The 26698-nt window shown below is 71.3% G+C and carries 26 protein-coding genes and 1 pseudogene; 8 read left to right on the forward strand and 19 right to left on the reverse strand.

The features are described from left to right. Window positions 1-32: 32 nt before the first annotated feature. Window positions 33-1265: an acetyl-CoA C-acetyltransferase gene (locus DFJ67_RS21265; protein WP_425321076.1), complete on the forward strand. Its 1233-nt coding sequence runs from the start codon at window positions 33-35 to the stop codon at window positions 1263-1265. 47 nt (window positions 1266-1312) lie between these two features. Then, complete coding sequence (locus tag DFJ67_RS21270; RefSeq protein WP_116069587.1) at window positions 1313-1921, forward strand: TetR/AcrR family transcriptional regulator; 609 nt, start codon at window positions 1313-1315, stop codon at window positions 1919-1921. On the opposite strand, the gene DFJ67_RS21275 is transcribed toward DFJ67_RS21270, so the two are convergent. From DFJ67_RS21275 to DFJ67_RS21305, 7 genes are read right to left on the reverse strand one after another with little or no spacing between them, the layout of a single operon-like run. Next, window positions 1911-2654: a CoA-transferase subunit beta gene (locus tag DFJ67_RS21275; RefSeq protein WP_116076514.1), complete on the reverse strand. Its 744-nt coding sequence runs from the start codon at window positions 2652-2654 to the stop codon at window positions 1911-1913. The genes DFJ67_RS21270 and DFJ67_RS21275 overlap by 11 nt on opposite strands. Then, window positions 2651-3508 carry a CoA transferase subunit A gene (locus DFJ67_RS21280; protein WP_116076512.1) on the reverse strand — a complete coding sequence of 286 codons (858 nt, stop codon included), beginning with the start codon at window positions 3506-3508 and terminating at the stop codon, window positions 2651-2653. The genes DFJ67_RS21275 and DFJ67_RS21280 overlap by 4 nt, the downstream gene beginning before the upstream one ends. A 9-nt stretch (window positions 3509-3517) precedes the next feature. After that, a complete protein-coding gene (locus DFJ67_RS21285; RefSeq protein WP_116069588.1) occupies window positions 3518-4492 on the reverse strand; it encodes an acyl-CoA dehydrogenase family protein in 975 nt (324 codons plus the stop codon). Further along, a complete protein-coding gene (locus tag DFJ67_RS21290; protein ID WP_116069589.1) occupies window positions 4489-5619 on the reverse strand; it encodes an acyl-CoA dehydrogenase family protein in 1131 nt (376 codons plus the stop codon). The genes DFJ67_RS21285 and DFJ67_RS21290 overlap by 4 nt, the downstream gene beginning before the upstream one ends. Next, the gene (locus DFJ67_RS21295; RefSeq protein WP_116069590.1) at window positions 5616-6476 is read right to left on the reverse strand and encodes an enoyl-CoA hydratase; all 861 of its coding nucleotides are present in this window, start codon (window positions 6474-6476) and stop codon (window positions 5616-5618) included. The genes DFJ67_RS21290 and DFJ67_RS21295 overlap by 4 nt, the downstream gene beginning before the upstream one ends. Next, entirely contained in the window at window positions 6473-7588 is a 1116-nt protein-coding gene (locus DFJ67_RS21300) for an NAD(P)H-dependent flavin oxidoreductase (protein WP_116069591.1), read from the reverse strand. Before DFJ67_RS21300 ends, DFJ67_RS21295 begins: the two co-directional genes overlap by 4 nt. Further along, a complete protein-coding gene (locus tag DFJ67_RS21305; protein WP_116069592.1) occupies window positions 7585-8343 on the reverse strand; it encodes an enoyl-CoA hydratase family protein in 759 nt (252 codons plus the stop codon). The genes DFJ67_RS21300 and DFJ67_RS21305 overlap by 4 nt, the downstream gene beginning before the upstream one ends. Before the next feature lie 91 nt (window positions 8344-8434). On the opposite strand from DFJ67_RS21305, the gene DFJ67_RS21310 reads away from it, so the two are divergent. Genes DFJ67_RS21310 through DFJ67_RS21320 form a run of 3 tightly spaced genes read left to right on the forward strand, consistent with a single transcriptional unit; the run spans window position 8435 to window position 10721 of the window. After that, window positions 8435-8923, forward strand: coding sequence for a flavin reductase family protein (locus DFJ67_RS21310; protein ID WP_203784201.1), 489 nt, complete (start codon window positions 8435-8437; stop codon window positions 8921-8923). Further along, window positions 8920-10095 (forward strand): SDR family NAD(P)-dependent oxidoreductase, encoded by a 1176-nt coding sequence (locus tag DFJ67_RS21315; RefSeq protein WP_116069593.1) that lies wholly within the window; start codon window positions 8920-8922, stop codon window positions 10093-10095. Before DFJ67_RS21310 ends, DFJ67_RS21315 begins: the two co-directional genes overlap by 4 nt. Next, window positions 10095-10721, forward strand: a complete 627-nt coding sequence (locus DFJ67_RS21320; RefSeq protein WP_116069594.1) for a Dabb family protein — start codon at window positions 10095-10097, stop codon at window positions 10719-10721. Before DFJ67_RS21315 ends, DFJ67_RS21320 begins: the two co-directional genes overlap by 1 nt. Here the strand turns inward: DFJ67_RS21320 and DFJ67_RS21325 are convergent. Both DFJ67_RS21325 and DFJ67_RS21330 read right to left on the reverse strand, forming a co-directional pair. Then, a complete protein-coding gene (locus tag DFJ67_RS21325; protein WP_116069595.1) occupies window positions 10640-12253 on the reverse strand; it encodes a flavin-containing monooxygenase in 1614 nt (537 codons plus the stop codon). The genes DFJ67_RS21320 and DFJ67_RS21325 overlap by 82 nt on opposite strands. Further along, entirely contained in the window at window positions 12250-12729 is a 480-nt protein-coding gene (locus DFJ67_RS21330) for a nuclear transport factor 2 family protein (protein WP_116069596.1), read from the reverse strand. The genes DFJ67_RS21325 and DFJ67_RS21330 overlap by 4 nt, the downstream gene beginning before the upstream one ends. Window positions 12730-12780: 51 nt before the next feature. Here DFJ67_RS21330 and DFJ67_RS21335 point away from each other — a divergent pair, with 51 nt between their 5' ends. Genes DFJ67_RS21335 through DFJ67_RS21345 form a run of 3 tightly spaced genes read left to right on the forward strand, consistent with a single transcriptional unit; the run spans window position 12781 to window position 15033 of the window. Continuing rightward, window positions 12781-13311: a nuclear transport factor 2 family protein gene (locus DFJ67_RS21335; RefSeq protein ID WP_116069597.1), complete on the forward strand. Its 531-nt coding sequence runs from the start codon at window positions 12781-12783 to the stop codon at window positions 13309-13311. Beyond that, window positions 13308-14075, forward strand: a complete 768-nt coding sequence (locus DFJ67_RS21340) for an SDR family NAD(P)-dependent oxidoreductase (protein WP_116069598.1) — start codon at window positions 13308-13310, stop codon at window positions 14073-14075. The genes DFJ67_RS21335 and DFJ67_RS21340 overlap by 4 nt, the downstream gene beginning before the upstream one ends. Window positions 14076-14094: 19 nt before the next feature. Beyond that, window positions 14095-15033: an alpha/beta hydrolase gene (locus tag DFJ67_RS21345; protein WP_116069599.1), complete on the forward strand. Its 939-nt coding sequence runs from the start codon at window positions 14095-14097 to the stop codon at window positions 15031-15033. On the opposite strand, the gene DFJ67_RS21350 is transcribed toward DFJ67_RS21345, so the two are convergent. The 10 genes and pseudogenes from DFJ67_RS21350 to DFJ67_RS21395 form a co-directional block, all read right to left on the reverse strand. Beyond that, window positions 14985-15248 (reverse strand): SDR family NAD(P)-dependent oxidoreductase, encoded by a 264-nt coding sequence (locus DFJ67_RS21350; RefSeq protein ID WP_116069600.1) that lies wholly within the window; start codon window positions 15246-15248, stop codon window positions 14985-14987. The genes DFJ67_RS21345 and DFJ67_RS21350 overlap by 49 nt on opposite strands. Before the next feature lie 22 nt (window positions 15249-15270). Then, window positions 15271-15687 (reverse strand): annotated as a pseudogene (locus tag DFJ67_RS44735) (SDR family NAD(P)-dependent oxidoreductase); the annotation flags it as partial. A gap of 17 nt (window positions 15688-15704) precedes the next feature. Continuing rightward, entirely contained in the window at window positions 15705-16829 is a 1125-nt protein-coding gene (locus DFJ67_RS21360) for a sugar ABC transporter substrate-binding protein (protein ID WP_116069601.1), read from the reverse strand. Next, a complete protein-coding gene (locus tag DFJ67_RS21365) occupies window positions 16826-17917 on the reverse strand; it encodes an ABC transporter permease (protein ID WP_170215924.1) in 1092 nt (363 codons plus the stop codon). The genes DFJ67_RS21360 and DFJ67_RS21365 overlap by 4 nt, the downstream gene beginning before the upstream one ends. A gap of 1 nt (window position 17918) precedes the next feature. Beyond that, entirely contained in the window at window positions 17919-19469 is a 1551-nt protein-coding gene (locus tag DFJ67_RS21370) for a sugar ABC transporter ATP-binding protein (RefSeq protein ID WP_116069603.1), read from the reverse strand. A 1-nt stretch (window position 19470) separates the two neighbouring features. Beyond that, the gene (locus DFJ67_RS21375) at window positions 19471-21090 is read right to left on the reverse strand and encodes a dipeptide ABC transporter ATP-binding protein (RefSeq protein ID WP_116069604.1); all 1620 of its coding nucleotides are present in this window, start codon (window positions 21088-21090) and stop codon (window positions 19471-19473) included. A 2-nt stretch (window positions 21091-21092) separates the two neighbouring features. Beyond that, a complete protein-coding gene (locus tag DFJ67_RS21380; protein ID WP_116069605.1) occupies window positions 21093-21953 on the reverse strand; it encodes an ABC transporter permease in 861 nt (286 codons plus the stop codon). Further along, on the reverse strand, window positions 21946-22875 hold the full coding sequence (locus DFJ67_RS21385; protein WP_116069606.1) for an ABC transporter permease: 930 nt from the start codon (window positions 22873-22875) through the stop codon (window positions 21946-21948). The genes DFJ67_RS21380 and DFJ67_RS21385 overlap by 8 nt, the downstream gene beginning before the upstream one ends. A gap of 4 nt (window positions 22876-22879) precedes the next feature. After that, a complete protein-coding gene (locus DFJ67_RS21390) occupies window positions 22880-24511 on the reverse strand; it encodes an ABC transporter substrate-binding protein (protein ID WP_116069607.1) in 1632 nt (543 codons plus the stop codon). Between the two features lie 109 nt (window positions 24512-24620). After that, on the reverse strand, window positions 24621-26696 hold the full coding sequence (locus tag DFJ67_RS21395; RefSeq protein ID WP_116069608.1) for an acetate--CoA ligase family protein: 2076 nt from the start codon (window positions 26694-26696) through the stop codon (window positions 24621-24623). Window positions 26697-26698: the final 2 nt, after the last annotated feature.

Raw genomic sequence — 26698 nt, forward strand, 5'->3', positions numbered from 1 at the left:
GCGCGTTAGCATGATCGTGATTGGCGTGCGTCATCGAGGAGGAACAGATGCCCGAAGCAGTCATCGTCGCGGCCGCGCGGTCGCCGATCGGCCGGGCCGGCAAGGGATCGCTGCGCGAGCTGCGGCCCGATGTCCTGGCGACCCAGATCGTGTCGGCGGCGCTCGCGATGGTTCCCGAACTCGACCCCACCACGATCGACGACCTGATGATGGGTTGTGCCCAGCCGGCCGGCGAGCAGGCCTACAACATCGCCCGGGTGACGGCGGTGCGGCTCGGGCTCGACGGCCTGCCCGGCACGACCGTGCACCGCTATTGCGCCTCCTCGCTGCAGACCACCCGGATGGCGATGCACGCGATCCGGGCCGGCGAGGGGCACGCGTTCATCTCGGCCGGGGTGGAGACCGTCTCCCGGTTCACCGCTGGGAAGTCCGACGGCATGCCCGACACCAAGGACGAGGTGTTCCTCGACGCAGCGCGCCGCAGGGTCGCCCGGGTCGAGCGGGGCGAGCCGTGGTCCGACCCCCGTGACGCGGGGGAGTGGCCCGACGTCTACGTCGCGATGGGGGAGACCGCGGAGAACGTCGCGGAGCTGTGCAAGGTGTCCCGGCAGGCCCAGGACGAGTTCGCCGTACGCAGCCAGAACCTCGCCGAGGCCGCCGCCGCCCGTGGGTTCTGGGCCACCGACATCACACCCGTACGCCTGCCGGACGGCACCGTGGTCGACACCGACGACGGTCCCCGCAAGAACGTCACGCTGGAGAAGGTGGCCGCCCTGGCGCCCGCGTTCCGCCCCAACGGCACCGTCACCGCCGCCAACTGCTGCGGGCTCAACGACGGCGCCGCCGCACTGGTGGTGCTGAGCGACGTGCGGGCCCGCGAGTTGGGGCTCACGCCGCTCGCGCGGGTCGTCTCGACCGGCGTGTCCGCGCTGAGCCCCGAGTTGATGGGCCTGGGCCCGGTGCAGGCGAGCCAGGCGGCGGTGGCCCGGGCCGGTCTGTCCATGTCGGACATCGACCTGGTGGAGATGAACGAGGCGTTCGCCGCGCAGGTGCTGCCCTGCGTCGACCAGCTCGGCCTCGACCTCGACCGGGTCAACGTGAACGGCGGCGCGATCGCCCTCGGTCACCCGTTCGGGTCGACCGGCGCCCGGATGGCGACGACGCTCATCCACGCGATGCGCGAGCGCGACGTGCAGTTCGGCCTCGAAACGATGTGTGCCGCCGGCGGCCAGGGCATGGCGATGGTGCTGGAGCGACTGTCGTAGACCAAGCGTTTGGTAGCCTGCCGTCGAAACCCCAAGGAGGCAAACGGATGCGTGCTCAGCGCAACGCGGCCGCGCAGGCCGGTTCGGCCCGGCGCCGGGAACTGCTCACCATCGCCGAGCGGCAGTTCGCCACCCGCGGCTTCGCGCAGACCACCATCCGCGACATCGCCGACGAGGCCGGGATTCTCTCCGGCAGCCTTTACCACCACTTCCCGTCGAAGGAAGCGATGCTGGGCGAGGCCCTCCAGGAGTTCCTGGAGGGCCTGCTGGCCCGGTCGGTCGCGATTGTCGAGCAGGGCGACCGGCCGCGCGAGGTGCTCGACCAGTTGATCCGCGAGTCGTTCGCGACCATCAACGCGGCGCCCGACGCGGTCGCCCTCTATCAAAACGAGAAGAGCTTTGTCGCCGAGACGCCGGGCTTCGAGTTCGTCGCCAAGCTCAGCCGCGACATCGAGAAGCTGTGGCTCGGCGTGATCAAGTCGGGCCGCGCGGCCGGTGAGTTCCGGACCGACCTCGACGTCAACCTGACCTACCGCTTCATCCGCGACACGGTCTGGTCGACCGTCGGCTGGTATCGGCTCGGCGGCCGGTTCAGCCACCACGCGGTCGCCGAGCAATACCTCTCGCTGCTACACGGCGGCATGCTCAAGAACTGAGCAGCCCGGTCGGGTCGATCACCTCGCGGATCAGCCGCAACTCCTCGTCGGTGGGCAACCGGGTCGTGCCGGCCGTGGACACGTCGATGTCGAAGCCGGTGTTCTCGCGCACCTGGTCGGCGGTCACGCCGGGGTGCAGCGAACGCACCTTGAGCCGCCCGTCACCGGCGTAGTCGAGGACCGCGAGGTCGGTGATCACCACGCCGAGGTGGTGGAAGCGCAGGGCACTGCCCGCGAAGGCCCGCGCCCGGTCGTTGCCGACACCGGAGACCACGTCGACCCGCTCGACGAAGACCCGCTTCGAGTGCTTGCCGACGAAATAGTCGACCCGGTGGTTGACCGTGTTGCCGGGCGCGCCGCGGACTCCGATCAGTTGCCGCGTGGGTCGCCGCCAGTCGCCGATCGACGAGATGTTCTGGTTGCCGTAGGCGTCGACCTGGCTCGCCCCCATCATGCTCTGCCGGCGCCCCGAGTTGAGCAGGTCGAAGATGGCCCGGAAGGGCACCCAGCCCTCGACCGTGCCGCCGGCCGCGGCGGTCTTGCCCAGCGGCGGCGGTTCGCTCATCAGGAAGGCCTCGCCGTCGGAGAGCGCCAGGTCGGGCGAGTGCGTCAGCTTGGCCAGCCGGGCGCCGACCGACGGGATCGTGCCGACGGCGTGCGCGAGCACCTCGCCCGCGCCCCGCCAGGTGTCGGCGCAGGCGACCGCGCAGACCTCAGCGCGCGTCGTGGTCATCGCGTCGCCTGCCATGCCTGGACCTCCCGTTGATAGCTGGCCTCGTCGGTGTCGAGGAACCGGGTCCGGAACGCCTGCCACGACTCGTCGTCGGCGGCGGTCGCGGCGTAGTGCTTCTGGAACCGTTCGTCACGGCCGTAATCCGGCTCGCAGGTGGTGAAATGCGCGCCGTTGGGTGTCTCCACCACGCCCTGCACGAACAGCCGGCTGACCAGCAGGCTCTGCGGCGGGGCCTGGGCGGTGAGCGACGCCGTGTCGACGATCTTCTCGACGCTCAGGAAGCAGCGCTCGGACGCCATCGCGAACAGGTCATCGAAGTAGGGGTCGTTGCCCAGATATTGCCCGTTGCCCTGCGCGTCGCCCCGGTTGAGGTGGATGAAGGAGATGTCCGGCCGCAGCCCCGGGACGGCGACATACTCCTCGTCGTCATAGGGCGAGCGCACCGTCTTGAGGTCGGGGTTCATCGTCAGCACGTCGCTCGCGAGGCCGGCCCGGCTGGGCAGGAACGAGAAACGGTTGGCGCCGGCCCGCAGCGCGGTGACGAACATGCCCTCGTCATATTCCGCGGTCTCGATCGCACCCGACTCGCGGGCGGCCCGGAAGTGCGGGTCGAGCGCGATGCTGTCGAGCGAGACGAAGCCGTAGACGAGCTTGCGCACCTTGCCGGCCCGGCAGAGCAGCCCGACGTCGGGCCCGCCGAAGGTGACCACCGTGAGGTCCTTGACGTCGCTGCGCAGCAACTCACGCACGATCGCCATCGGCTTGCGCCGCGAACCCCAGCCACCGATGCCGATCGTCATGCCCGACTCGACGTGTCCCACCACATCGGACAGCGTCATCGTCTTGTCTGCCAACACCTCTCCTTAGATCAGGGCCCGGATGAGCCGGTCGCGGTGGAAGCCCGCCGTGCCCCAGGCGGCCATCAGCGCTCGCACCTTCAACAGCCAGAGGCTGACATCACACTCGACCGTGTACGCGATGGCGCCGTGCACCTGCAACGCCGTCCGCGCCGCGAGGTGGGCGGCGTCGGCGCAGGCGACCTTCGCGGCGGAGACGTCGCGGCCGGCGTCGGGCGACCCGGCGGCCAGCTCGTGCGCCGCACCGAGCACCAACGGCCGGGCGAAGTCGAGCGCGACCCGCACATCGGCCAACAGATGCTTGACCGCCTGGAACTGCCCGACCGGGCGGCCGAACTGGCGGCGCTCACCCACGTAGTCGACGGAGGTGGCCAGCAGCCGCTCCCCGGCGCCGAGCAGGACGGCCGCGCACGCCAGCGCCGCGCCGTCGAACGCGCCGGCCACCCGGGAGTCGGCGAGGTCGGCGATGTGGTCACCGGGGGTGACCTCGAACAGCCGTCGACCCGGGTCGACCGATGCCGCGAGCGGGCCGGTGACACCCTGGTGCAGGGCACCGCCCTCGGCGAGGAAGAACACCCGCGCGCCGGCCGCGTCGACGGCGCGCGGTGTCAGGGGAGGCGCGGCGAACGAGACCAGCGTCTCGCCGGCCGCGACCTCGGTCAGCACCGTCTCCTCGGACGTGCCGGCGAGCAGTGCGGGCGCAACAGCCACGGACTCGATCCACGGCCCGGGCGCGCCGTGGTAACCGAGCTTCTCGAACGCGATCGCCGCCTCGACCGGGCCGGCGTCGAGACCGCCGAGGCGCTCCGGCACGCACAGCGCCGGCACGCCCACGTCGGCCAGCGCCCGCCACAACGCCAGGCCGGGATCGCGCTCGCCCAGCGCCCACGAGCGGGCGGCGGCGACCGGGCGGGCCGACGACAGCAGGGCATCGAGCGTCTCGGCGAACGCGTGCTGTTCCTTGGTCCAGGCGAAGTTCATCGGGGCAACCCCAGGATCCGCTCGGCGACGATGTTGCGCTGGATCTGGTTGGTGCCGGCGTAGATGGGCCCGGCGAGCGCGAACAGATAGTCGTCGACCCAGCCGCCGCGCAACTCCTGGTCGACGCCGAGCAACTCGAGCGCCGTCTCGTGCAGGTCGACGTCGAGCTGCGACCAGAACAGCTTGTTGACGCTGCCGTGCGCGCCGACCGACCAGCCCTGCTCGACCTTGGCCACCGTCTCCCAGGTGTAGAGCCGATAGGCCTGCGCCTGGATCCACGCGTCGACGACCCGGTCACGCAGGTGCGGCGACGATGCGCCGCGCTCGCGCCACAACGCGAGCAGCCGGTCGGCGGCGGCGCAGAACCGGCCCGGCGACCGCAGCGACAGGCCGCGCTCGTTGCCGGCCGTCGACATCGCGATCTTCCAACCCGCGCCCGGGTCGCCCACGACACCGGCGTCGGGCACGAACACGTCGTCGAAGAAGATCTCGGCGAAGCCCGGGTCGCCGTCGAGCTGGGCGATCGGCCGGACCGTGATGCCCGGCGTGGCCAGCGGGAACAGGAAGTAGGTCAGGCCGCGGTGCCGTTCGGCGGCCGGGTCGGTGCGGAACAGGCCGAACCCGTGGTCGGCGACCGCCGCCCGCGAGCTCCAGGTCTTCTGCCCGTTGAGAACCCAGCCGCCGCGGTCGTCGTCGCGGTCGGCGCGGCTGCGGATCGCGGCGAGGTCGCTGCCCGCCTCGGGTTCCGACCAGGCCTGGGCCCAGACGTCGGTGCCGTCGGCCATCGACGGCAGGTAGCGCTGCCGTTGCTCGGCCGAGCCGTGCTCGAAGATGACCGGTGCGAGCAATGAGATGCCGTTCTGGGCGATCCGGGTGGGTGCGCCGCAGGTGTAGTACTCCTCTTCGAAGAGCACCCACTCGGTGAGCGTGGCGTCGCGCCCGCCGAATTCCGCCGGCCAGGCCACGACCGACCACCGGCCGGCGGCCAGCGTGCGCTCCCACTCGCGATGCGCCACGGCGCCCGCCGGGGTGTCCATCGACGGAAGCCGGCCGGGGCTGTTGGCCCGCAGCCAGTCGCGGGCCTCGGCGCGGAACGCCTGCTCGCGCTCGGTGAACTCGGGGGTCATGCGTCACCCGCCTGGCGCTTGTTGGCGGCGGCCATGCCGCGGGCGTCGAGCCCGCCGAGCGAGTCGGTGCTGACCTCCGCGTTGTGCGCGTGCGCCGCGTGGTGCAGCCCGAACACCGAGTCCATCCCGGACCGCATGCCCATCAGGTCTTCGGCCTGGTTGACCGCCTTCTTGGTGAGCGCCAGCCCGAGCCGGGGCATCTCCGCGATCTTCGTGGCCATCCGCAGCACCTCGGGCTCGAGGTCGGCGCGGGGCACGACGTGGTTGACCATGCCGAGGTCCTTGGCCCGCTGTGCGCTGAACCGGTCGCCGGTGAAGAGGAACTCCTTGGCGGCGCGCGGGTTGAGCACCCACGGGTGCGCGAAGTATTCGACGCCCGGGATGCCCATCCGCACGACGGGGTCGGCGAAGTAGGCGTCGTCGGACGCGATGATGAAGTCGCAGCACCAGGCGAGCATCAGGCCGCCGGCGATGCAGGCGCCCTGCACCATCGCGATCATCGGCTTGGGGATGTCGCGCCAGCGCCGGCACATGCCGAGGTAGACCTCGGACTCGCGGGCGAACCGGCTGTCGACGCCGGCCTTGCCGACGTGGTCATACCAGATGACGGCCTTGCGCTCGAACGACTCGTCGGCGTCGCGCTCGGGTGTGCCGATGTCGTGGCCGGCGCAGAAGTGCTTGCCGTTGCCGCCCAACACGATGACTTTGATGTCGTCGTCGTTGACGGCCCGGCTGAACGCCGCGTCGAGGGCGTAGGTGACCTTCGAGTTCTGCGCGTTGCTGTAGCGCGGCCGGTTGAGCATCACCAGCGCGACCGGGCCGCGCGCCTCGTAGGTGACGACGGGTTCGGTTGTCATTCGTCCTCCGGGTCCGACGGGCTGACGCTACCAAACAAGTGCTTGGTTGGCGAGATCGTCGCCTGTGCCCGCGATAGCTGGGAAACGGCGTCGGAGACGATCCGGTCGACCAGCTCCGCGCAGCTCGGCAGGTCGTCGATCAGACCGACCACCTGGCCGGACGCGAGCATGCCGGCGTCGGTGTCGCCCTCGACCAGGCCGGCGCGCAGCAGCATCGGCGTGTTGGCGGCGAGCACGAGTTGGGCCCACGAGCGGTCGCCGGCCTTTCTCATCGCGAGCCCGTCGCGGAGCAGCGCGGGCCAGCTGAGTTGGGCCATCCGCTTGAACTGCGCGGTCCGCCGGGCCGTCCGGAACAGGCCGGTCAACCGGTTCTCGCGGTCGAGACCGTTGACGAACCGGGTACGCAGCAGCCGGTGCGGCATGCCGTCGGCCTTGCTGGTGACCACGGTGCCGTCGAGCCCGAAGCCCAGATACTCCCGCCGGATCCGCTCCGGCACGGCGCTGTCGCTGGTCAACAGGAACCGGGTGCCCATGCCGATGCCGGCCGCGCCGTAGGAGAGCGCGGCGGCCAGCCCGCGGCCGTCGTAGAAGCCGCCGGCCGCGACGACCGGGATGTCGACGGCGTCGAGCACCGAGGGCAGCAGGAGCGTGGTCGGCACCTGGCCGGTGTGGCCGCCGCCCTCGCCGCCCTGCACCATCACCAGGTCGGCACCCCAGGCGGCCACCTTCTGCGCGTGCCGTGCGGCGCCGACCGAGGGCATCACCACGACGCCGTGTTCCTTCAGGCGGGCGATCTGCTCCGGTCGCGGTGCCAGGGCGAAGGATGCGACCTTCACGCCGTACTCGATGAGCAGTTGAACGCGCTTGTCGGCGTCGCCGGCGTCGGCCCGCAGGTTGACGCCGAACGGCTGGGTGGTGCGCTCGCGCACCTCGACGATCGCGCGCTCGAGTTCCGCGAGGGTCATCGTCGCCGAGGCCAGGATGCCGAGCGCGCCGGCGTTGGCGGTGGCCGACACCAGGCGTGGGCCGGCGACCCAGCCCATTCCGGTCTGCACGATGGGATGGGTGACACCGGTGAGCTCGGTCAGCGCCGTGCGGAAGGCCGGTCTCACGCGGTCAGGTTCTCGCCCGTGCGCACGAACTCGTCGCGGTGCTCGTCGGCGACGCCGGCCAGGTTGAGCTCGAAGGTGAAGCCCTGCTCGAACCGGTAGCTGGTGTTGACGTCGACCGGGTCGATGCCGTTGAGCGCTTCCTTGGCGGCCCGGATCACCCGGGGGTCCTTGGCGGCGATCTCGCGCGCCAGCGCCAGGGCGGCCGCGTCGAGCTCCTCGCGCGGCACGACCTCCACCACCGAGCCGAAGTCGAACAGCCGCTGGGCGGTGATGGTCCGGCTCGTGTAGTACATCGTCCGCATCAGGTGCTGCGGCACCAGCCGGGACAGGTGCGTGGCGGCGCCGAGCGCGCCGCGGTCGACCTCGGGCACGCCGAAGTAGGCGTCATCGCTCGCGACGACCGAGTCGCAGTTGCCGACCAGGCCGACGCCACCGCCGAGGCAGAAGCCGTTGACGGCCGCGATGACCGGAGTGGCGCACTCGTAGATGGCCTTGAACGCCGCGTGGCAGCCGCGGTTGGCCTCCAACAGCGCGGTGAAGCCCACCGAGCGCTGCATCTCCTTGATGTCGACGCCGGCGTTGAAACCTCGGCCCTCCGCGCGCAGCACCACGACCCGGGCGCCGAGGTCGGTCGGTGCCGTGCGCACCGCGTCGGCGATGGCGAACCAACCGGCCACCGGCACGGCGTTGACCGGTGGGAAGTCGACGGTCACGACGGCGATGTGGCTGTCGACCAACTCTGTGGAGACGGGCATGAGCGGTCCTAACGATTGCTCGTGGTGTTCTGAGATGCTAACACTTACTATCTTCTAGAAGATAAGACGTCAATGAACGGCAGGTGGTGCGGTGAGCGGGATCAGGGCCACCGAGATCGAGGCCCTCCGGATGCGCGAGGTGCTGGGCCACTTCCCGTCCGGCGTGACCGTGGTGACCGGCGTCGACGGTGCCGGGCCGGCGGGGTTCGCCTGCCAGTCGTTCCACGCGCTGTCGCTGGACCCACCCTTGGTGTGCTTCTGCGTCGGGCGGTCGTCGACCACGTGGCCGCGGATTCGCGCCGCCGGCCGGTTCGCCGTCAACATCCTGGGCATCGGGCACGAGGAGCTTTCCCGGACGTTCGCGCGCAGTGGCGGCGACAAGTTCGATGGCGTCGACTGGTCGCCCAGCCCGCTCGGCTCGCCGCTGCTCGCCGAGGCGGTCGCGTGGGTCGACTGCCGGATCAGCGCGGTCTACGACGGTGGCGACCACGAGATCGTCGTCGGCGCGGTGACCGCGCTGGAGGCGATCGGCGGCGAACCGCTCGTCTTCTTCCGGGGCGAATACCGGGCGCTGGCATGAGGTTGGCCGGCCGGGTCGCCGTCGTCAGCGGCGCCAGCCGCGGCATCGGTGCCGCCATCGCGGAGCGGCTCGCCGCCGAGGGTGCGACGGTCGCGATCGTGGCGCGCAGCCTGTCGTCGAGCACCGACGGCCTGGCCGGGACGCTGGCCGACACCGCGGCCCGGATCGCCGCGCACGGGTGGCGGGCCGTGCCGGTCGCGGCCGACCTCACCGACCCGGCCGAGCGGGCCCGGGTCGTCGACACCGTGCTCGAGGCCTGCGGCCGGATCGACATCCTCGTCAACGCCGCGGGCCGGGCCGTGTTCGCACCGATGAGCGGGTTCACCGCCGAGGACGTGCTCGCTCAGGTACAGCAATACGTCGTCGCGCCCTACGAACTGACCCGCCTCGCGTTGCCCGCGTTGCGGGCCAACGGCGCCGGCTGGGTGGTCAACATCGGCTCGAACAGTGCCGCGATACCCGCCGGGCCGCCGTGGAGCGGCTACACCACCGATGGGGGAGCCGCGCTCTACGCCGGGCTGAAGGCCGCCGTCGTGCGGACCAGCGTGAGCCTCGCGGCCGAGTTGGCCCGTGACGGCATCTCGGTGAACGTGGTCGCGCCAGTCAGCGCCGTCCGCACGCCGGGGCTGGAAGCGCTGGGCATCCGGACGGACAACGTCGAACCCGTGGAGCACCTGGCGGAAGCGGTGGTCGACCTGGTCTCCGCCGATCCGAGGGCAGTGACCGGCAAGGTGGTGACCGCGCAGGGGCATCTGGCCGCGGTCGGCCGCAGCACCCGGTCGCTCGACGGGCGCAGCGTCATCGTCGAGCGCGGCGCGCCACCGGTGGCGGGTCCGCCGGTCTTCGTCGTCGACGAACTCATGCCCAGGCCGGGGCAAGCCCGCGAGGTGCTGGATCGCTACGCGGCCGAATACGTGCCGGGCGCCCGGGCCCGCGGGATGCGGCTGCGGCAGACCTTGGTGAGCCCGCCGACGCTGCTCGCCGACGGCAGCAACACGATCCAGGTGACCTGGGAGGTCGACGGCCTGGATGGCTGGTGGCGGGCCCGCGCCGGCGGCCGGGACGACGCCGTCATCGGGTTCTGGGACCGGCTCGCCCCGTGCCTGGAGTCGCGCAGCCGCCGGCATTACGCGGCCGCTGACGACCTGGCCGCGCTCGAAGACGTGCGCTGATGGCCGTCCGCCGCACAACACTGGTCGCGTTGGCGCCGGGTGCCGACGCCGCTGCGGTGGCCCGCGCGTTGGAACAACAGGGCGGCTGGGCCCGACCCACGCTGCCCGGGGTGGTCCGCGGCGGCGACGTGGTCTGGCGGGTCACCGGCGACGACCAGGACGCCGCCATCCCGGACCGGCTGCCGGTGGCCGGCTTCACCTCGGCGACCTACCGCGACGGCCCGACCGGCACCCGCGACCTCGCCGGCAACGCACCCGTGCACCGGAGCCTGCTGCTGCGGGTCGAGGCCGACCCGGCCACCACCGCGGCGTTCGAGGCCGAACTCTTCGCGATGGGCAAGCACATCCCGGTCATGCGCGAGTGGCGGTTGAGCCGGGTCGTCGCGTCGCAGGGGCCGACGGCCTGGACCCACGTGTGGGAACAGGTCTTCCCGGACCTGCGGGCCCTCGAACACGCCTACATGCGGCACCCCTACCACTGGGGGCACGTCGACCGGTGGTTCGACGGCGAGGCACCCCAGCGGATCGTCCGGCCCGGCTTCCGTCACACGTTCTGCCTGCTCGGCGATTCGAAGACCAGCGTCGGGAACCCGGCGTCCGCCTCCGCCGTCAAGTGGTCGACGTAGGCGCCCATCCCGCCGGCATAGGGCATGAATCGCTCCTTCTTGCCCTCGATGTTCGAGCCCGTGTACCACGACTTGGCACGGGTGAACAGCGTCGCCTGCGCGGTCTCGTCGACGAGGTCGGTCCACTTCTCCGCGTCGTTGACCGTGACGTCGACCGCGGTGGCCGCACGCTCGCGGGTCGCCGCGACGACCTGGTAGACCCAGTCGATCTGCTGCTCGGCGCAGAGCACCATATTGGACAGTGGGCCGCTGCTGCCGGGCCCGTTGAGCAGGAACAGGTTCGGGAAGCCCGGCACCACCAGGCCGAGGAAGGTGATCGGCCCGTCGGCCCAGGTGTCGGCGAGCGCGGCGCCGTCGAGGCCACGGATGTCCATCCGGGTCACGGCGCCGGTGAACGCGTCGAAGCCGGTGGCATAGATGAGCACGTCGAGCTCGGTCAGGCCGGTGGCGGTGCGGATGCCGGTTGGCTCGATCCGTTCGATCGGGTCGCGGCGGAGGTTGACCAGCCGCACGTGCTCCTGGTTGAAGACCGCGTAGTAGCCCGAGTCGGTGCAGATCCGCTTGGCGCCGATGGGGTGGTCGTCGGGGATCAGGTCGTCGGCCGTCCGCGGGTCACGGACGATCTGCCGGATCTTCCCGTGCACGAACTCGCTGGCGACCCGGTTGGTGTCGGCGTCGACCATCTGGTCGGGGAACGACCGCGCGAAGAAGACACCGCCGTAGGTCCAGCGCTGCTCCAGCACCTGGTTGCGCTCCTCGGGCGAGATCGCCAGCGGGTGGAGCGGGTGTGGGTCGCGGGCCGGCGAACCGTAGAGCCCGCGCCGGGTGCGCACCCGGCGCTCGGCGTAGTGGGCCTTGACCTCAGCGAACTCCTCCGGCGGGAGCGGCTCGCTGACCGCGGGGATGCTGTAGTTGGCGGTGCGCTGGAAGACGGTCAGCGCGGCGGCCCGCTTGGCCACCTCGGGCACGGTCTGGATGCCGGAGGAACCGGTGCCGATCACACCGACCCGCTTGCCGTCGAGGGACACGGGCTCGTGTGGCCACTCCGCGGTGAAGTAGACCTCGCCGGCGAACTCGTCGGCGCCGGGGATGGCGGGCCGGTTGGGCACCGACAGGCTTCCGGTGGCCAGGACGACGAACCGACCCCGCACCGACCGCCCGCCGGCGGTGGTCACGGTCCAGGCACCATCGGCGTAGCGGGCCGCGGTCACCCGCGAGTCGAAGCTGAAGAGCTCGTAGAGCCCGAACCGGCCGGCCGCGTGCCGCAGGTAGGAGAGGATCTCCGGCTGGGTCGCGAACCGCTCGCTCCAGGTCCACTCCTGCTGGAGCGCGTCGTCGAAGGAGAACGAGTAGTCGACGCTCTCGACGTCGCAGCGCGCGCCCGGGTAGCGGTTCCAGTACCAGGTGCCGCCGACGTCGTTGCCCGCCTCGAAGCCGTGCACCGTCAGGCCGTCCTGGCGGGCCTTGTAGGCGGCGTACATCCCGGCGAAGCCGGCGCCGATCACGACGACGTCGTAGTCATCCACGGTCATGCGGTGGGAACTCCTTCTGCCGAGCGGCGGGTGGTGATCTCGCGAGGCCCGCGGGTGATGAACGGGTCGTAGCCGCGGACCCGGATCCGCCAGCCGTCGGCTGTGCGTACCCACTGGTCGTGGTATTCGCCCCACATCACGTAGAGCTGGCCCGCGTAGTCGAGGGCGCCTTCGTGGACGGCGTAGTAGTGCGCCCGGCTCTCGGCGCGGTCGCCGTCGACCGAGAGGCGGATGTTGGTGACGTTGTGGTGGGTGCGGCCGCAGAACGAGCCCGGTCCCAGGTTGTTGCGCATGTTGGCCAGCAGGTCGGCCCGGTTCTCGATGAGCTTCTTGCCCGGCACCGCGCGATAGTCGCCGACGGTGTCCTCGGTGAAGACACCGACCAGCAGGTCGAACCGCTTGGTGTCGATGGCTTCGCAGTAGAGGTAGTAGGCCTGCTCGATCTCGTGCCGGTCAGTCAGGTAGCCCAGGTCCATCCGCGTCCCGCCTTCGCCCTTGTGACTCCCATCATTTCAATGATAAAGATAATGTCAACCAATCGGGAGGTACGCGTGGACGAGAACCGGCTGGCGACGCTCGAGAAACGGGTGGCCGCGCTGGAGGACGAGATCGCGATCGCCCGCCTGATGGCCTCCTACGGGCCTTCGGTCGACAGCCTCTCGGCCGACCTCGCCGCCGCGCTGTGGGCCGACGACGGCGACTACGACGCGGGCACCTGGGCGGGGATGGCTCCGGGCACGACCGGTGTCTTCCACGGCAGCGACGCGGTGCGGGAGATGGTGGCCACCGAACCGCACCAGGGCTTCGTGCGCAGCGGCTGCGCGCACGTGGTCAGCGCCCCGCGAATCACCGTCGACGGCGACACGGCGGTCGCGGTCTGCTACGCGCAACTGTTGCGCCGCGACGAGGCGACCGACAGCTACCGGGTCTGGCGCATCACCGCCAACCGCTGGGAGTGGACCCGGACCCCGGCGGGCTGGAAGGTCGCCAACCGCACCAACCGCCCACTCGACGGGAGCGAGGCCGCCCGCGACCTGTTCCGCGCCGCGCTGCGATGAAGCTGGCCGGACGGGTCGCGGTCGTCACCGGTGCCGGGCGCGGCATCGGCCGGGCCCTTGCCGAGGCGCTGGCCGGCGAGGGCGCGTCGGTCGTCGTGTCGTCGCGCACCGCGACCGACCTCGCGGAGGTAACCGCGGCGATCGGCGGCGACGCGCGGGCCGTGGTCGCCGACGCGCTCGACCGCGACCAGGCGCGGGCACCGGTGCGCGCCGCCCTCGCGGCGTTCGGCCGGCTCGACATCCTGGTCAACAACGTCGGTGGCCGCCCGGGTGACGGCGTCGACGCCGACCCGTGGCACGAGCACGACGACCTCTTCGACCGGCTGCTGACGCTCAACCTGTCGTCGGCCTGGTGGACCACCAACGCGGCGTTGCCGGCGATGCGGGAGCGGGGCTACGGTCGCGTGATCAACATTGGGTCCGGGGTCGCCGACCGCGCCGGGGCGTCGATGGCCTACACCGCAGCCAAGCACGGCCTGGTCGGGCTGACCCGGTCGCTGGCGCTGGCGACCGGCACCCACGGCATCACCGTCAACTGCCTGTGCCCAGGCTGGACCCAGACCTCGGCCATCGACTGGGACGTCATCGGCGCCCGGTCCGGCATCTCCGGTGCGGAGGCGCGCGACCGCGTCACCGCGGACATCGCCCAGCGCCGGGTGCTCGACGCCGAAGAACTCGGCGCCGTCGCCGTGTTGCTCGCCTCCGACGCCGGTGCCGCCATCACCGGCCAGGTCTGGCACGTCGACGGCGGCTGGCGTCTCTAACCACAAAGGACGGACGAGGATGCTCACCCCCGAAGCCCGCGCCATCGTCGACGCGATCCGGTCGGCGGCACCACCACCCGAGCAGATCGGTCCGGCGGCGGCCCGCAAGGCGTCCGACGACCGGCGAGCCGCCCAGGTGCGCGAACTCGAGCCGATCGCGAAGGTCGAAGACCTGCTCGTGGGCGACGTGCCGGTGCGGATCTACCGCCCGGCGACCGGCACCGTCCTGTCCGGCACCGTTTTCGCCCACGGCGGCGGCTGGGTGCTCTGCGACCTCGACTCGCACGACCCGCTCTGCCGCTCGATCGCCAACCGGGCGCGGACCGTGGTGGTGTCGGTCGACTACCGGCGCGCGCCCGAGGCGAGGTTCCCGGCTGCGATCGACGACGTCTACGCCGTGCTGTGCTGGGTCGCCGAGCACGCCGCCGACCTCGGCATCGACCCGGCCCGGCTCGCGGTGGCCGGCGACAGCGCCGGCGGCAACCTGGCCGCGGCCGCCGCCATTCGCGCCCGGGACACCGGCGGCCCGGCGCTGGCCGCCCAGTTGCTGCTCTACCCGGTGCTGGACGGTCGGATGGACACCGACAGCTACCGACGCTTCGGACACGGCTTCGGGCTGGAGGCCACCTCGATGGCCTGGTACTGGGACCAGTACGTGCCCGATCAAGCGGACCGCTCCGACCCGCTCGCCGCACCGGCCCGCGCCGACCGCCTCGACGGGCTGCCGCCGGCGATCATCGCGGCCGCCGAGTGCGACCCGCTGTGCGACGAGGCCACCGCCTACGCGGAACGACTGGGCAACGCGTGGGTGCGCACCTACCCCAGCGGGTTCCACGGTTTCCTCAGCCTGCCGCCCGGGCTGCTCCCGGTCGCCGACGAGGCGCTCGCCGAGGTGACCTCGCGGCTCGGTCAGGCGCTGGCGCCGCCGTCGACGGACAGCACCGCGCCGTTGACGTAGGAAGCCGCCGGCGACGCCAGGAACGCGATCGTCGCCGCGATCTCCTCGGCCGTGCCGACCCGGCCGTCGACGCCGCCGGGGCGCCGCTCCAGCGCCTCGTGCTTCGTGAACTCGACCGTGCGCATCCCGCGGGCCAGATCGGTCGCCACGGAGCCGGGAGCGACGACGTTGACCCGGACCCCGTGCACCCCGTATTCCAGCGCCAGCGTGCGCATCAGGTTGATAAAGACCGCCCTTCGCGGCCGAGTACGCCGCCGCGTAGGGCCAGCCCCGCGTCCCGGCCAGCGAGGCGACCGCGACGATGCACCCGCCGGTCGCCTCGAGGTGCGGGAACGCGTCGCGCGCGAGCAGGAACGGCGCGCGCAGGTTGATCGCCTGCACCTGGTCCCACAGGTCCACGTCGATCGTCGTCGCCGGGCCGCTCTGGCCGATGCCCGCGACCAGGGCGACCACGTCGATCCGGCCCAGCGTCCGCGCGCACTCGGCCACCAGCCGGCCCGGGACCGCCGGGTCGGCGAGGTCCCCGACCGCGTAGGCATCGGCGCCCAGGCTGCGCAGGCCCCCCTCGTCGCGGTCGGTCGCGAAGACGCGATGACCCGAGGCGGCCAGCGCGACGGCCGTTGCCCGGCCGATCCCCGCGGCCGCCCCGGTCACCAGTGCGACAGGGCGGTTCAGCTCTTGCCCCAGAGCTTCTTGAACTGGGCCTGGTAGTCGGCGACGTACGCCGTGGCGTAGCCCTTGCCGGCCGGGATGTTCTCGCCCGTGTAGAGGTAGTAGTTGAGCGGTGCCTTGAGATCGGGCTCGACGCTCTCGCCCAGGAACGACCGGGCCAGCGTGTCGACCGTCAGCCACACCGTGGTCGCCCAGTCGGTGCTGTTGGAGACGGTGACCTGGCCCTTGCGCATGTAGTCGCGGATCGCCTCGTCGGCGTTGAGCACCCCGATCGAGCCCTTGTAGCCCAGCGGCGCGAGCGCATCGGGAAGACCGAGTGCCAGCGATGCCACGGCCATCATGATCGTGTTGGTGTCGGGGTGCGCCTGGACGTAGCCGGCGAGCTGCGACGCGGTCTTGGGCGTACCCATGTCGGTCGCGGCGAACTGGATCTTGTCGAGCTTGCAGTTGGGGCACAGTCGTTTGTATTCGTTGGAGAATCCGGTGAACCAGGCGTGCACCGACTCGAGGTCGGGCACGTCGACCGCGACCGTCTTGGCGTCGCTGCCGTGCTGCGCGAGCGTCCAGGCGGCCTGGATCTCACCGGCCCGGGTCACCTGCTCGACGCCCTGGAACAGCGCGGTGAGCCGGGGGTCGTTCTTGGCCAGCGACACCTCCACCACGGGGATCTTCATCGCCTTGAGCTGGTCGAGTTCCTGGCTGAAGTATTCGGGGCCGAACCCGACGCCGATCACCCCGTCGGGCTTGAGCCGCACCGCCTGCTCCCACCCGGCCTTGAGCTTCTCCGGGGTGAGCCCGACGTTGACGGAGACCAACTGCCAGCCGACCGCATCGAGGGCCTCCTTGAGGATCGCCTCGATCTCGACCGCGGAGGACAGGCCGGTGTTCATGTAGGCGATCCGCTTGCCGGTGGGGATCGTCCCCTTGATCGGCTCGGTGACGCCGATGCTGGTCGGCTGCTTGGTGTAGGTGCTCACGAGCTGTTGGGCCTGGGCCTTGATCTCGTCGCTGGTGCCCTGGCTGGCGTTGGCGGTCTCGTCCGAGGAGCCGCAAGCGGCCAGGCCGATGGCGACGCAGACGGCGAGCGCCGCTGCCGCGCCACGACGCCGGATACGGGTGCTCATTGTGGGTCCAATCTCTCGCTGGGAACGGGAGGCGACGGGCGACGGCGCCCGAAGAGCCGGGAAAGGGCACGGACCCGGGCCGGTGCACTGGGTGAGAAGCTCGCGACGGCCATCGCGAACAGCAGCGCGACGCCGTTGAACACGTCGGACGACCAGATCGGGCCGCCGAGCAGCAGGATGCCGAACTGGCCGGTGCCCAGCAGCAGCGTGGCGACGATGGTTCCCCACACGTTGAACCGGCCGGAGCGAAACATGGTGGCGCCCAGGAACGCACCCGCGAAGGCGGGCAGCAGGTAGGGCGGGCCGGCGCCGGGGGAGTAGGCACCGATCCGGGCGGTCAGCATCACGCCGGCGACGGCCGCGAGGCCGCCGGTGCACACCAGGGTGAGGGTCTGGATCGCCTGGACGCGGACACCGGCGAGCCGGGCGGTGTCCCGGTCGAAGCCGATCGCGTACATGAAGCGCCCGGTCTTGGTCCATTCCAGCACGAAGCCGAAGACCAGCATCAGGACCAGCATCACCAGGAACGGTTCCTGGAAACCGAAGACGGACTTACGCGCGACGTTCTCGCTGAACGAACCGCCGACGTTGTCGACGATGTAGAGGTTGCCGGAGATGGCCGTGGTCAGCGCCGCGATGATCGAGCCGGTCGCGAGGGTGGCGATGATCGGATCGAGGTTGAAGCCGACGATCGCGATCGCGTTCACCAGGCCCACCACGACGCCCGCACCGATGCCGGCCAGCACCGCGATCCACCACGGCAGGCTGGTGTGTGCCATCACCCAGGCCGACAGGCAGGCGGCGAGGCCCATCGTGTAGCCGACCGAGATGTCGAACAGGCCGCACAGCATCGCGATGGTCACGGCAAGGGCGATGATCCCGCTGATGGCGTACGTGTTGGCGATGGTGCGCACGCTCGCGCCGGTGGGGAACGTGTGGGGCTGGGCGATCGCGAACACGACGATGATGAGGAGCCAGACGTAGACGCCGCCGAACTCCTTGGGTGACAGCAGTTGCTTGAGCCGGCCGCGCCGCTGCTCCTTGGTGAGGCGACCGTCGAACTCGACGGCCGGCACCTTTGTGGACACGTCAGACACCTGATACCTCCGTCGACGCCATCAGGGCACCCAGCAACGCCGCTTCGGTCACGTCGTCGCCGCGCAACTCGGTGGCGATCCGCCCGTCGCGGATGACCAGGACCCGGTCGCAGACGCGGAGGAAGTCCTGGCTGTCCGACGAGGCCAGCAGGACGCCCATGCCCCGCTCGGCCTGGGCCCGGATCACCTGGTAGATCGCCTCCCGCGCGCCGACGTCGACGCCGGAGGTCGGCTCGTCCAGCAGCAGCGCCCGGGGCCCGGTCGCCAGCCACTTGGCCAGCACCACCTTCTGCTGGTTGCCGCCGCTGAGCTGAGCGAAGAGCGCCGCGCTGGGGTCGTGGTCGCGGCTGGTCCGGATGCTCAGCCGGCGGATCCACTGGTTGGCGGCGGCCGTCTCGGCCCGGCCGCTGATCCGCAGGAACCGCCGGAACGAGCCGAGGAACGGCAGCGTCAGGTTCTCGCGGAGGGTGAACTCGCGGACCGCGCTGCCCTTCTGCCGGTTGCCGGGCGCGAGCACCAGGCCGCGCTGCTGTGCCGAGGCCGGCGTCAACCGCCCGGTCAGCGCCGCGCCGCCGACCGCGATCTCGTCGTAGGTCGCTGGAACGGTGCCGACCAGGGCGTAGCAGAGCTCCTCGCGGCCCGAGCCGTCGAGGCCGGCGACGCCGACGACCTCGCCCGGCTCGACCGAGAGGTGCACGTCGCGCAGCAGGTCGGTGTGCAGGCCCTGGACGGCCAGGCTGGTGGCTATCGGCGCGGCGCCGCTGGTCTGCGGGCGGCCCGAGCCGAGGTGGCGTTCGAGCGCCACGGCGCCGCGTTCGCCGGTGATCAGCTCGACCAGCCGGGTGTGGTCCAGGTCGGCGACCGGGCCGGTGGTGACGTGCCGCCCGTCGCGCAGGACGGTGACCGTGTCGCCGATCCGGAAGACCTCGTCGAGCCGGTGCGTCACGTAGACCACGCCGACGCCCTGGTCGCGCAGCGTGCGCAACAGCTCCATCAGGTGGTCGACCTCGGCGACCGGCAGCGCGGCGGTCGGCTCGTCGAGGAAGAGGAAGGTGAGCTCGGAGCCGGTCGGGTCGACCGCCCGGGCGATCGCGACGGCGGCCCGGTCGACCGCGCGGGCCATCGACATCGGACGGTCGAGGTCGAGGTCGGCCCGGCCGATCCGGGCCAGCAGCCCGTGCACCCGGCGGCGTTCGGCGGCCCAGTCGATGGCCCGGCGCCGGGTGCGGTAGCCGATGCCGAGCGCCAGGTTCTCCAGCGCGGTCAGCTCGGGGATCACGCCGGCCTGCTGGTGCACGAACCGCATGCCGAGCCGGGCGCTCTCCTGCGGGCTGCCGCCGGCGAACGCGGTGCCGCCGACGGTGATCGCGCCGCCCGGATCGATCGTGTGGTAGCCGGAGAGCGCCTTGATCAGCGTCGACTTGCCGCAGCCGTTCTGGCCGAGGATGCAGTGGATGGTGCCCGGCTCGATGGTGAACGAGACGTTGTCGAGGGCCCGCTGGCCCGGGAACGTCTTGGAGATCCCGGTCAGGGTGATGGACATGTCAGGCAACCTCCCTCGCTTCGCGCAGCGACCGGCCGGGGATCGCCTCCTGGAGCTCGACCGTGTATTGCTCGCGCGGCGCCGAGAACACCGTGTCGACCGGGCCGGTCTCGACGATCCGGCCGTGCCGCATCACCGTGACGTCGTCGCCGATCATGCGGACCACGCCCAGGTCGTGGGTGATGAACAGGTAGGTCAGGCCGAGCCGGTCCTGTAGCTCGGCGAGGAGCTGGATGATCTGGTACTGCACGCTGACGTCCAGCGCGGACACCGCCTCGTCGAGCACCAGGATCTCGGGCTCGGCGGCCAGCGCGCGGGCGATCGCCACCCGCTGGCGCTGCCCGCCGGACAGCTCGCTCGGCCGCCGCCGGGCCACCGACGGGTCCAGGCCGACGGCGTCCAGCAGCTCGGCGACCCGGGCGGCACGCTCGCGCGCGGTGTCGCGTACCCGGAGGTTCTTGAGGGGTTCGTTGATGGATTTCTCGACGCTGTAGCGGGGATCGAGGGAGTTGCTCGGGTCCTGGAAGACGTATTGGAGCTGGCGGTGGAACCAGCGCTGCGATGCGCGCCGGGGTCTCTCGGGCACCGGCCGGCCGTTGACCACCACGGTCCCGGTGGTGGGCGCCGTCAGACCCGCGACCAGCCGGCCCAGGGTCGACTTGCCGGCCCCGGACTCGCCGACGATGGCGTGCGTGCGGCCGCGGCGGACCCGCAGCGAGACACCGTCGACGGCGTGCACGTCGTGGTAGTGCTTGGCCACCGCGTCCAGCTCGATCACCGACTCGTCGGTCTCCGGTGCGGCGCCGTCCGCGCCGCGCACCCGGGTGCTGGCCGCGGTCGGCGCGTGCGCCAGGAGCTGGCGGGTGTAGTCGCTGCGCGGATCGCCCAGCACCCGGCCGGGGTCGCCGTCTTCGACGGTCGAGCCGTCGCGCAGCACCATGATCCGGTCGGAGCGGTCGGCGGCGACCCCGATGTCGTGGGTCACCAGCAGGATGCCCAGGCCCAGGGTGTCGCTGAGCATCTCGAGGTGGTCGAGGATCTGGCGCTGCACGCCGACGTCGAGGGCCGAGGTGGGCTCGTCGGCCAGCAGCATCGCGGGGTCGTTGGCCAGGGCGATCGCGATCAGCACCCGCTGGCGCATGCCGCCGGACAGCTCGTGGGGATACTGGTTGCGCAGCCGGTCGGGCTCGGGCAGGCCGGCCAGGCGCAGCTTCGCCTCCGCGATCCGCCACGCCTCCGCCGCCGACACCTTCTGGTGGATCCGCACCGCGTCGCAGACCTGGTGGCCGATCTTCTTGACCGGGTCGAGCGACGAACCCGGGTCCTGCGGGATGAGGCCGACGAAGGTGCCGCGCAGGGTCGCCAGCCGCTTGTCGGTCCAGCCGGTGATGTCGTTGCCGCCGAGCAGCACCTGCCCCTGTGTCACCCGGGCGGCCGGTGGCAGCAGGCCCAGCGCGGCGTTGAGCAGCGTGCTCTTGCCGGAACCGGACTCGCCCACGACCGTCACGGTCTGGCCGGGCAGCACGTCTATCGACACACCGCGCAGGGCGGGCTGTGACCTTCCGTGCCGGTCCTGGTAGGTCACGCCCAGGTCGCGCACGCTCAGCAGGGGACCGTCCATGTCTACCTTCCCAGGGACTTGCTGATCCGGTTCGTCGCGACCACGACGATGACGATGATCAGACCGGGCAACAGCGAGATCCACGGATAGGTGCTCAGGTAGTTGCGGCCCTCGGCGACGGCCAGGCCCCACTCGGGTTGCGGCGGGGGCGTGCCGAAACCCAGGAAGCCCAGGCTCGCGACGGCCAGCAGGGCGCTGCCGCATTCGAGCGCGGCCAGCGCGAGGACCGTGGGCGCCGCGTTCGGCAGGACGTGGTTCCAGGCGGTACGCAGGAAGCCCGCGCCACTGCCGTAGGCGGCGGTGACGTAGTCGATGCTGGCCACCCGGATCACCTCCGAGCGCATCACCCGGGCGAACGGCGCGATCGAGGCGACACCCACCGCGATCGCGATGTTGGTCGTGCCGTAGCCGAGGGCAGCGACCACCGCCATCGCCAGCAGCAGGCCCGGGATCGCCAGCAGCACGGCGACCAGGCGCCCGATCACGGTGTCGACCAGGCCGCGGGCCAGGCCGGACAGCACGCCCAGGATCGAACCGACGATCAGGCCGAGGAGCACCGCCAGCAGGGTCGCCTTGACCGTCTCGGAGGTGCCGAAGATGGTGCGGGTCAACAGGTCCCGGCCGAGCTGGTCGGTGCCGAACGGATGGCTCAGGCTCGGCGCGGCGAACGAGTCGCCGCTGCCGATCTTCAGAGGGTCGCCGGTGGTGAAGGCGCCCGGCATCACCGTCCACAGTGCTACGACGGCGAGCACCAGCCAGGATGCCACCAGCGTGGGCCGGCGCAGGGTCCGGCGCAGAGTCGCCGTCCTGGTGGGCGCGCTGGGTGCCAGCTCCACCTCGGCTTCGGTGAACTGTTCAGGCATGGCCGACCTTCACGCGGGGGTCGAGGATCGGGTAGACGACGTCGACGGCGAGGTTGACGAGCGAGAAGACGACCGCGCCGAGCACGACGATCGCCTGGATGAGTGCGATGTCCTGGTTGCGCACCGCGGTCTCGGTCAGCCGGCCGAGGCCCGTGCGGGAGAACACCGTCTCGACGATCACGGTGCCGGCGAGCAACTGGCCGAACGTCAGGCCGGCGATGGTCAGCGCCGGCAGGCAGGCGTTCTTGAGCGCGTTGCGGCGCAGGATCCACATCGTCGACGCACCCTGGGCGCGCAGCACCGTCACGTAGGGCGCGGCCAGTTCCCGGCTCAGGTTGCGCACCAGCAACTGCGCGATCGGCGCGGCGACCGGCACGGCCAGCGTGATCGCGGGCAGCACCAGCGAGCTCGGCCCGTCCCCGCCGATCACCGGGAACCAGCCGAGCCGCATGGCGAACAGGTGGATCAGGAGCAGGCCGACCAGGAACACCGGCACCGAGACGGCGACGGAGGGGATGGCCGAGGCGAGGCCGCCCAGCCGAGGGAACGCGGTCTGGACGCTGAGCAGTGCCACGCCCAGCGCCAGCAGCACGGCCAGGACCAGCGCGAGACCGGCGAGCAGCGTCGTGTTCGGCAGCACCGCCGAGATCATCGACCAGGCGTCCTGACCGGTCCGGTAGGAGACGCCGAAGTCGCCGTGCAGCATGCCGACGAGCTTGTCCGCGTATTGGTGCCAGACGCTGTGGTCGAGGCCGTAGAACTCGCGCAACCGCTCGACGGTCTCGGTGTTGTCACCGACCTGGGTGGGATCGACCATGAGCGAGGCGGCGTCGGAGGGCAGCACGTACAGGAGGAAGAAGCTGAGCGTGAACGCCAGCCACACCACGAGGACGTACTGCCCAACCCTGCCAAGCAGACGCATCCGACTACGCCGCCAGCCAGGCGTCGTAAAGGGACAGGCGGGAGAGGCTGTCGTACGCCAGTCCCTGCGCCTTCGGCGACGCCGCCGCCACCTGAGCGGTGGTGAAGATCGGCACCGAGAGCGCGTAGGTGCTGATGACCTCCTCCTGGACCTTCTTGACCGCTGCCATCCGGTCCGCGTCACCGAGCGGCGCGACCAGCGTGTCCATCAGGTCGGTGACCTGCTGCCGGATCGGCGTGTCCTGGTTGATCTTCAGGCGGTTGGCCGGTGCCAGCGGTGAGTAGAGGCTGCGCAGCCAGGACGGGTCGTTGCCGGTGCCCGCGTAGGCGTTGATGTTCCACCACGGGTCCGGGTCGGCGTCGCCGGCCAGCCAGTCGGCGGCCGACACCATCTTGATCTTCAGCTCGATGCCGACGTCGCGCAGGTTGGCCTGCACGAACTCGAGCGCCGGCTTGAAGATGACCAGGGACTGGTTGCCCTGCACCTCGAGGGACAGCTTCTGGCCGCCCTTCGCGCGGATGCCGTCGGGGCCGGGCACCCAGCCGGCGGCGTCGAGGATCTGCTTCGACTTGGCCGGGTCGTATTTCAGTTCGCTGCTCAGGTCGGCGTAGCCGGGGAAGACCTCCGGCACGATCGAGCTGGCGATCTTGTAGCTGTCGGTCAGCACGGCCTTGCGCAGCCCGTCACGGTCCCAGCCGTATTGGATGGCCTGCCGCACGGCGAGGTCGTTGCTCGGAGCCTTGTGCAGGTTGAAGTCGAGCGAGAAGGCGCGTCCCGGGATCGGCCGGGACAGGATCGTGGCGCCGCCGGCGGCGACGGCCTTCTCGTCGGTCGGGCTGACGTCGGTGATGGCGTCGGTCTCGCCGGATTGCAGCGCGCCCATCCGCACCCCCGACTCGGGGACGACGACGATCTTCACCGCGTCGAGGTAGGCCTCACCCTTGTGCGCGCGGCTCTCCGGCGCCCAGGCGTAGCCGGCCCGCTTCTTGAGGGTCGTGCTCTGCTGGTAGACGTGCTCGCCGATGGTGAACGGGCCGCTGGCGACCACGTTCTGCGGCTTGGCCCGCTCCTGGCGGCTCAGCTTGAGCATGGCCGCGCCGACGATGCCGAACGGTCGGCCGCTCAGCGCCGGCAGGAAACCGGTGTTGGTGGCGCTGAACTTCACGGTGATCTGGTCGGTGCCGGTCACCTCGGTCGAGACGTAGCCGTTGAGCAGGCCCTTCTGCGGTGGCACGCCGAGCGCGTCGTCGCCGAACGCCAGCATGTCGAGGTTGGCCTTGACCACCTCGGGCGTCAGCGCCGAGCCGTCGCTGAACGTCACGTCCGTCCGCAGCTTCAGCACGAACTCGGTGTAGGCGTCGTTCTTGGTCCAGGACGTGGCGAGCCAGGGCTCGAGTGCCATCGTCTTCGGGTTCTGGTAGATCAGCTTGTCCGAGATGTTGTTCTTGATGAAGTCTTCGGAGAAGCTGCCGATCGTCTGCGGGTCGAGGTCGGCGGGCGGGTCCTGGATGCCGATCGTCATGGTCCCGCCGGAGACCGGTGCGCCGACCGCGGCGCCGGCGTTCTTCGTCGCGCCGCCGGAACTGCACGCGGCCAGCGCGATCACCGCCGTCGCGGCGACAAGGATGGGAATCAAGCGTCTTCGTCCGTGCAGCCTCACTCGTGGAACCCCTCTTCTGCTAGGGCCGAGCCGGTGTTGTTCTTAATAAGCTTGAAAACATCTCATCATTTACATGTAACCGACGTCAACGGTTGTCGACGCGGGCGACAAGTGCGGCGTCGACCAGCCGCACGCCCTGACCGTGCGGTAGCACGATCACCGGGTTGAGATCGATCTCCGCGATCGAGTCCTGCCAGGCCACCGCGGCGGCCGACAGTCGTGACACGACGGTCGCCAGCGCCTCGACGTCGGCGGCCGGCTTGCCGCGCGCGCCGGCGAAGAGCGGCGCGATGTTGAGCTCGCGCACCATCGCGAGCGCTTCCGTCTCGTTGATCGGCGCCAGCCGCAGCGCGACGTCCCGGACCACCTCGGCGTAGATGCCGCCGGCACCGACCATGACGACCGGGCCGAAGATCAGGTCGAGCGTGCAGCCGACGATCACCTCGACGCCGCTGGGCGCCATCGGCTGGACGATCGCCCGGTGCGGCACGCCCATCCCGTCGGCGACGGCGGCCACCGCTTCCCAGGCCGCGCCTACGGCGTCCGTGTCGGACAGGCCGAGGTGCACGCCGCCGACGTCGCTCTTGTGGATCAGCCCGTCGGCGCTCAGCTTCAGCGCGACCGGGAAACCGAGGTCCTGTGCGGCCGTGACCGCTTCGGCGGACGAGGTCACCTGCCGCCACGGCGCCAGCGGCAGGCCGGCGGACGCGAGCAACTCGAACGTCGCCGCGTCGCTGGCCGCCGCCGCCGGGGTGGCGGTCGCCGGCACGGGTTCGGGCCGTGGTCCCGGCTCGGGCGCCCGCCAGGCCTCGCCGACCCGGGCCGCGGCGGCCAGCACCCGCGCGGCGCGGGCCGGGCTGGTCACGTAGGGGACCTCCAGCGCACCGAGCCGGGGCCGCAGGGCGGGGGTGGGCAGCCAGTGGCTGAAGCCGAGGATCGGCAGCGTGGTCGCCGCCGCGATCGAGGCGATCGACTCCTCGCTGACGTCGAGCAGCGGCATCAGCACCACGATGGCGTCGTACTCGCCGGAGTCGGACAGGGTCTTGACCACAGACGCGAACGCCTCGACCGAGATGCCGGACGCGGTCAGGTCGACCGGGTTGAGCACCGAGCCGAAGTCGGGCACAAACGCCTTGAGTTGGGCCCGCAGCTCTTCCGAGGCCGGCGCGAGCACCATGCCCGCGCGTTCGATGGTGTCGGCGAGCCAGGCACCGCCGCCGCCGGACTGGGTGACCACGGCGACCCGGTTGCCCGCCGGCACGCGGCCGCGGAGCAGGAAGGTGGCCAGGTCGAACATGTCTTCGATGTCGTGCACCCGGACCATGCCGGCCGCCCGGAACGCGGCGTCGAACACCAGGTCGGCGCCGGCCATCGAGCCGGTGTGCGATTGGACCGCGCGGCCGCCGGCCTCGGTGGCACCGATCTTCGCGATGATGACCGGCTTGCCCGCCCGGGCCGCGCGCCGGCCGACCTCGACCAGGCGGTCGGCGCCGCGGATCGTCTCGGCGTACGCCACGATCACTTTGGTGTTCGGGTCGTCGATCGCGTCTTCGACGAAGTCGACCAGCGTCAGGTCGGCCTCGTTGCCGGTGGAGACGAACGAGCTGACCCCCAGCCCCGACAGCGTCGCCCGGTTGAGAATCGACAGACCCATCCCGCCGCTCTGGCTGACGATGGCCAGCCCGCCGGTCTGCGGCCGGGACCGTCCGGGCATACCGACGCCGAAGCCGGCGGCCACCCCGTCGGACTGGTTGAGGAAGCCGAGCGAGTTGGGGCCGACCAGCCGCACCCCGCTGCGCCGGGCCACCTCGACCAGGTCCGCCTGTAGCGCGGCACCACCGGACACCTCGCCGAAGCCGGAGGTGAGCACGACCGCGAACGGGACACCGGCGGCGCCGCAGTCTTCGATGACGCCCGCGACCCGCGGCGCGGCGACGGCGACGACCACGAGGTCGATGCCGGCCGGCGCGTCCCGCACCGACGGGTAGGCCCGCAGCCCCTTCACCTCGGCGTGGGTCGGGTGGATCGGGTAGAGATCGCCGGTGTAGTCGTAGGACATCAGGGTGGCCAGCGCGTTGGTGCCGAGGGCGGTCGGGTTCTGCGAGGCCCCGACGACGGCGATGGAACGGGGCCGGAGAAGCCGGTCGAGGTCGATGGTCATCT

The sequence above is a fragment of the Asanoa ferruginea genome (assembly GCF_003387075.1).
Taxonomy (GTDB): Bacteria; Actinomycetota; Actinomycetes; order Mycobacteriales; family Micromonosporaceae; genus Asanoa; species Asanoa ferruginea.

Coding starts and splice junctions, on each gene's coding strand:
- DFJ67_RS21375 (WP_116069604.1), bottom strand. CDS start 21,090: ATGGACGGTCCCCTGCTGAGCGTGCGCGACCTGGGCGTGACCTACCAG.
- DFJ67_RS21275 (WP_116076514.1), bottom strand. CDS start 2,654: ATGACCACGACGCGCGCTGAGGTCTGCGCGGTCGCCTGCGCCGACACC.
- DFJ67_RS21385 (WP_116069606.1), bottom strand. CDS start 22,875: ATGCGTCTGCTTGGCAGGGTTGGGCAGTACGTCCTCGTGGTGTGGCTG.
- DFJ67_RS21335 (WP_116069597.1), top strand. CDS start 12,781: ATGTCAACCAATCGGGAGGTACGCGTGGACGAGAACCGGCTGGCGACG.
- DFJ67_RS21395 (WP_116069608.1), bottom strand. CDS start 26,696: ATGACCATCGACCTCGACCGGCTTCTCCGGCCCCGTTCCATCGCCGTC.
- DFJ67_RS21290 (WP_116069589.1), bottom strand. CDS start 5,619: ATGACCCCCGAGTTCACCGAGCGCGAGCAGGCGTTCCGCGCCGAGGCC.
- DFJ67_RS21360 (WP_116069601.1), bottom strand. CDS start 16,829: ATGAGCACCCGTATCCGGCGTCGTGGCGCGGCAGCGGCGCTCGCCGTC.
- DFJ67_RS21370 (WP_116069603.1), bottom strand. CDS start 19,469: ATGTCCATCACCCTGACCGGGATCTCCAAGACGTTCCCGGGCCAGCGG.
- DFJ67_RS21340 (WP_116069598.1), top strand. CDS start 13,308: ATGAAGCTGGCCGGACGGGTCGCGGTCGTCACCGGTGCCGGGCGCGGC.
- DFJ67_RS21330 (WP_116069596.1), bottom strand. CDS start 12,729: ATGGACCTGGGCTACCTGACTGACCGGCACGAGATCGAGCAGGCCTAC.
- DFJ67_RS21320 (WP_116069594.1), top strand. CDS start 10,095: ATGGCCGTCCGCCGCACAACACTGGTCGCGTTGGCGCCGGGTGCCGAC.
- DFJ67_RS21345 (WP_116069599.1), top strand. CDS start 14,095: ATGCTCACCCCCGAAGCCCGCGCCATCGTCGACGCGATCCGGTCGGCG.
- DFJ67_RS21285 (WP_116069588.1), bottom strand. CDS start 4,492: ATGAACTTCGCCTGGACCAAGGAACAGCACGCGTTCGCCGAGACGCTC.
- DFJ67_RS21295 (WP_116069590.1), bottom strand. CDS start 6,476: ATGACAACCGAACCCGTCGTCACCTACGAGGCGCGCGGCCCGGTCGCG.
- DFJ67_RS21305 (WP_116069592.1), bottom strand. CDS start 8,343: ATGCCCGTCTCCACAGAGTTGGTCGACAGCCACATCGCCGTCGTGACC.
- DFJ67_RS21380 (WP_116069605.1), bottom strand. CDS start 21,953: ATGCCTGAACAGTTCACCGAAGCCGAGGTGGAGCTGGCACCCAGCGCG.
- DFJ67_RS21315 (WP_116069593.1), top strand. CDS start 8,920: ATGAGGTTGGCCGGCCGGGTCGCCGTCGTCAGCGGCGCCAGCCGCGGC.
- DFJ67_RS21325 (WP_116069595.1), bottom strand. CDS start 12,253: ATGACCGTGGATGACTACGACGTCGTCGTGATCGGCGCCGGCTTCGCC.
- DFJ67_RS21350 (WP_116069600.1), bottom strand. CDS start 15,248: ATGCGCACGCTGGCGCTGGAATACGGGGTGCACGGGGTCCGGGTCAAC.
- DFJ67_RS21270 (WP_116069587.1), top strand. CDS start 1,313: ATGCGTGCTCAGCGCAACGCGGCCGCGCAGGCCGGTTCGGCCCGGCGC.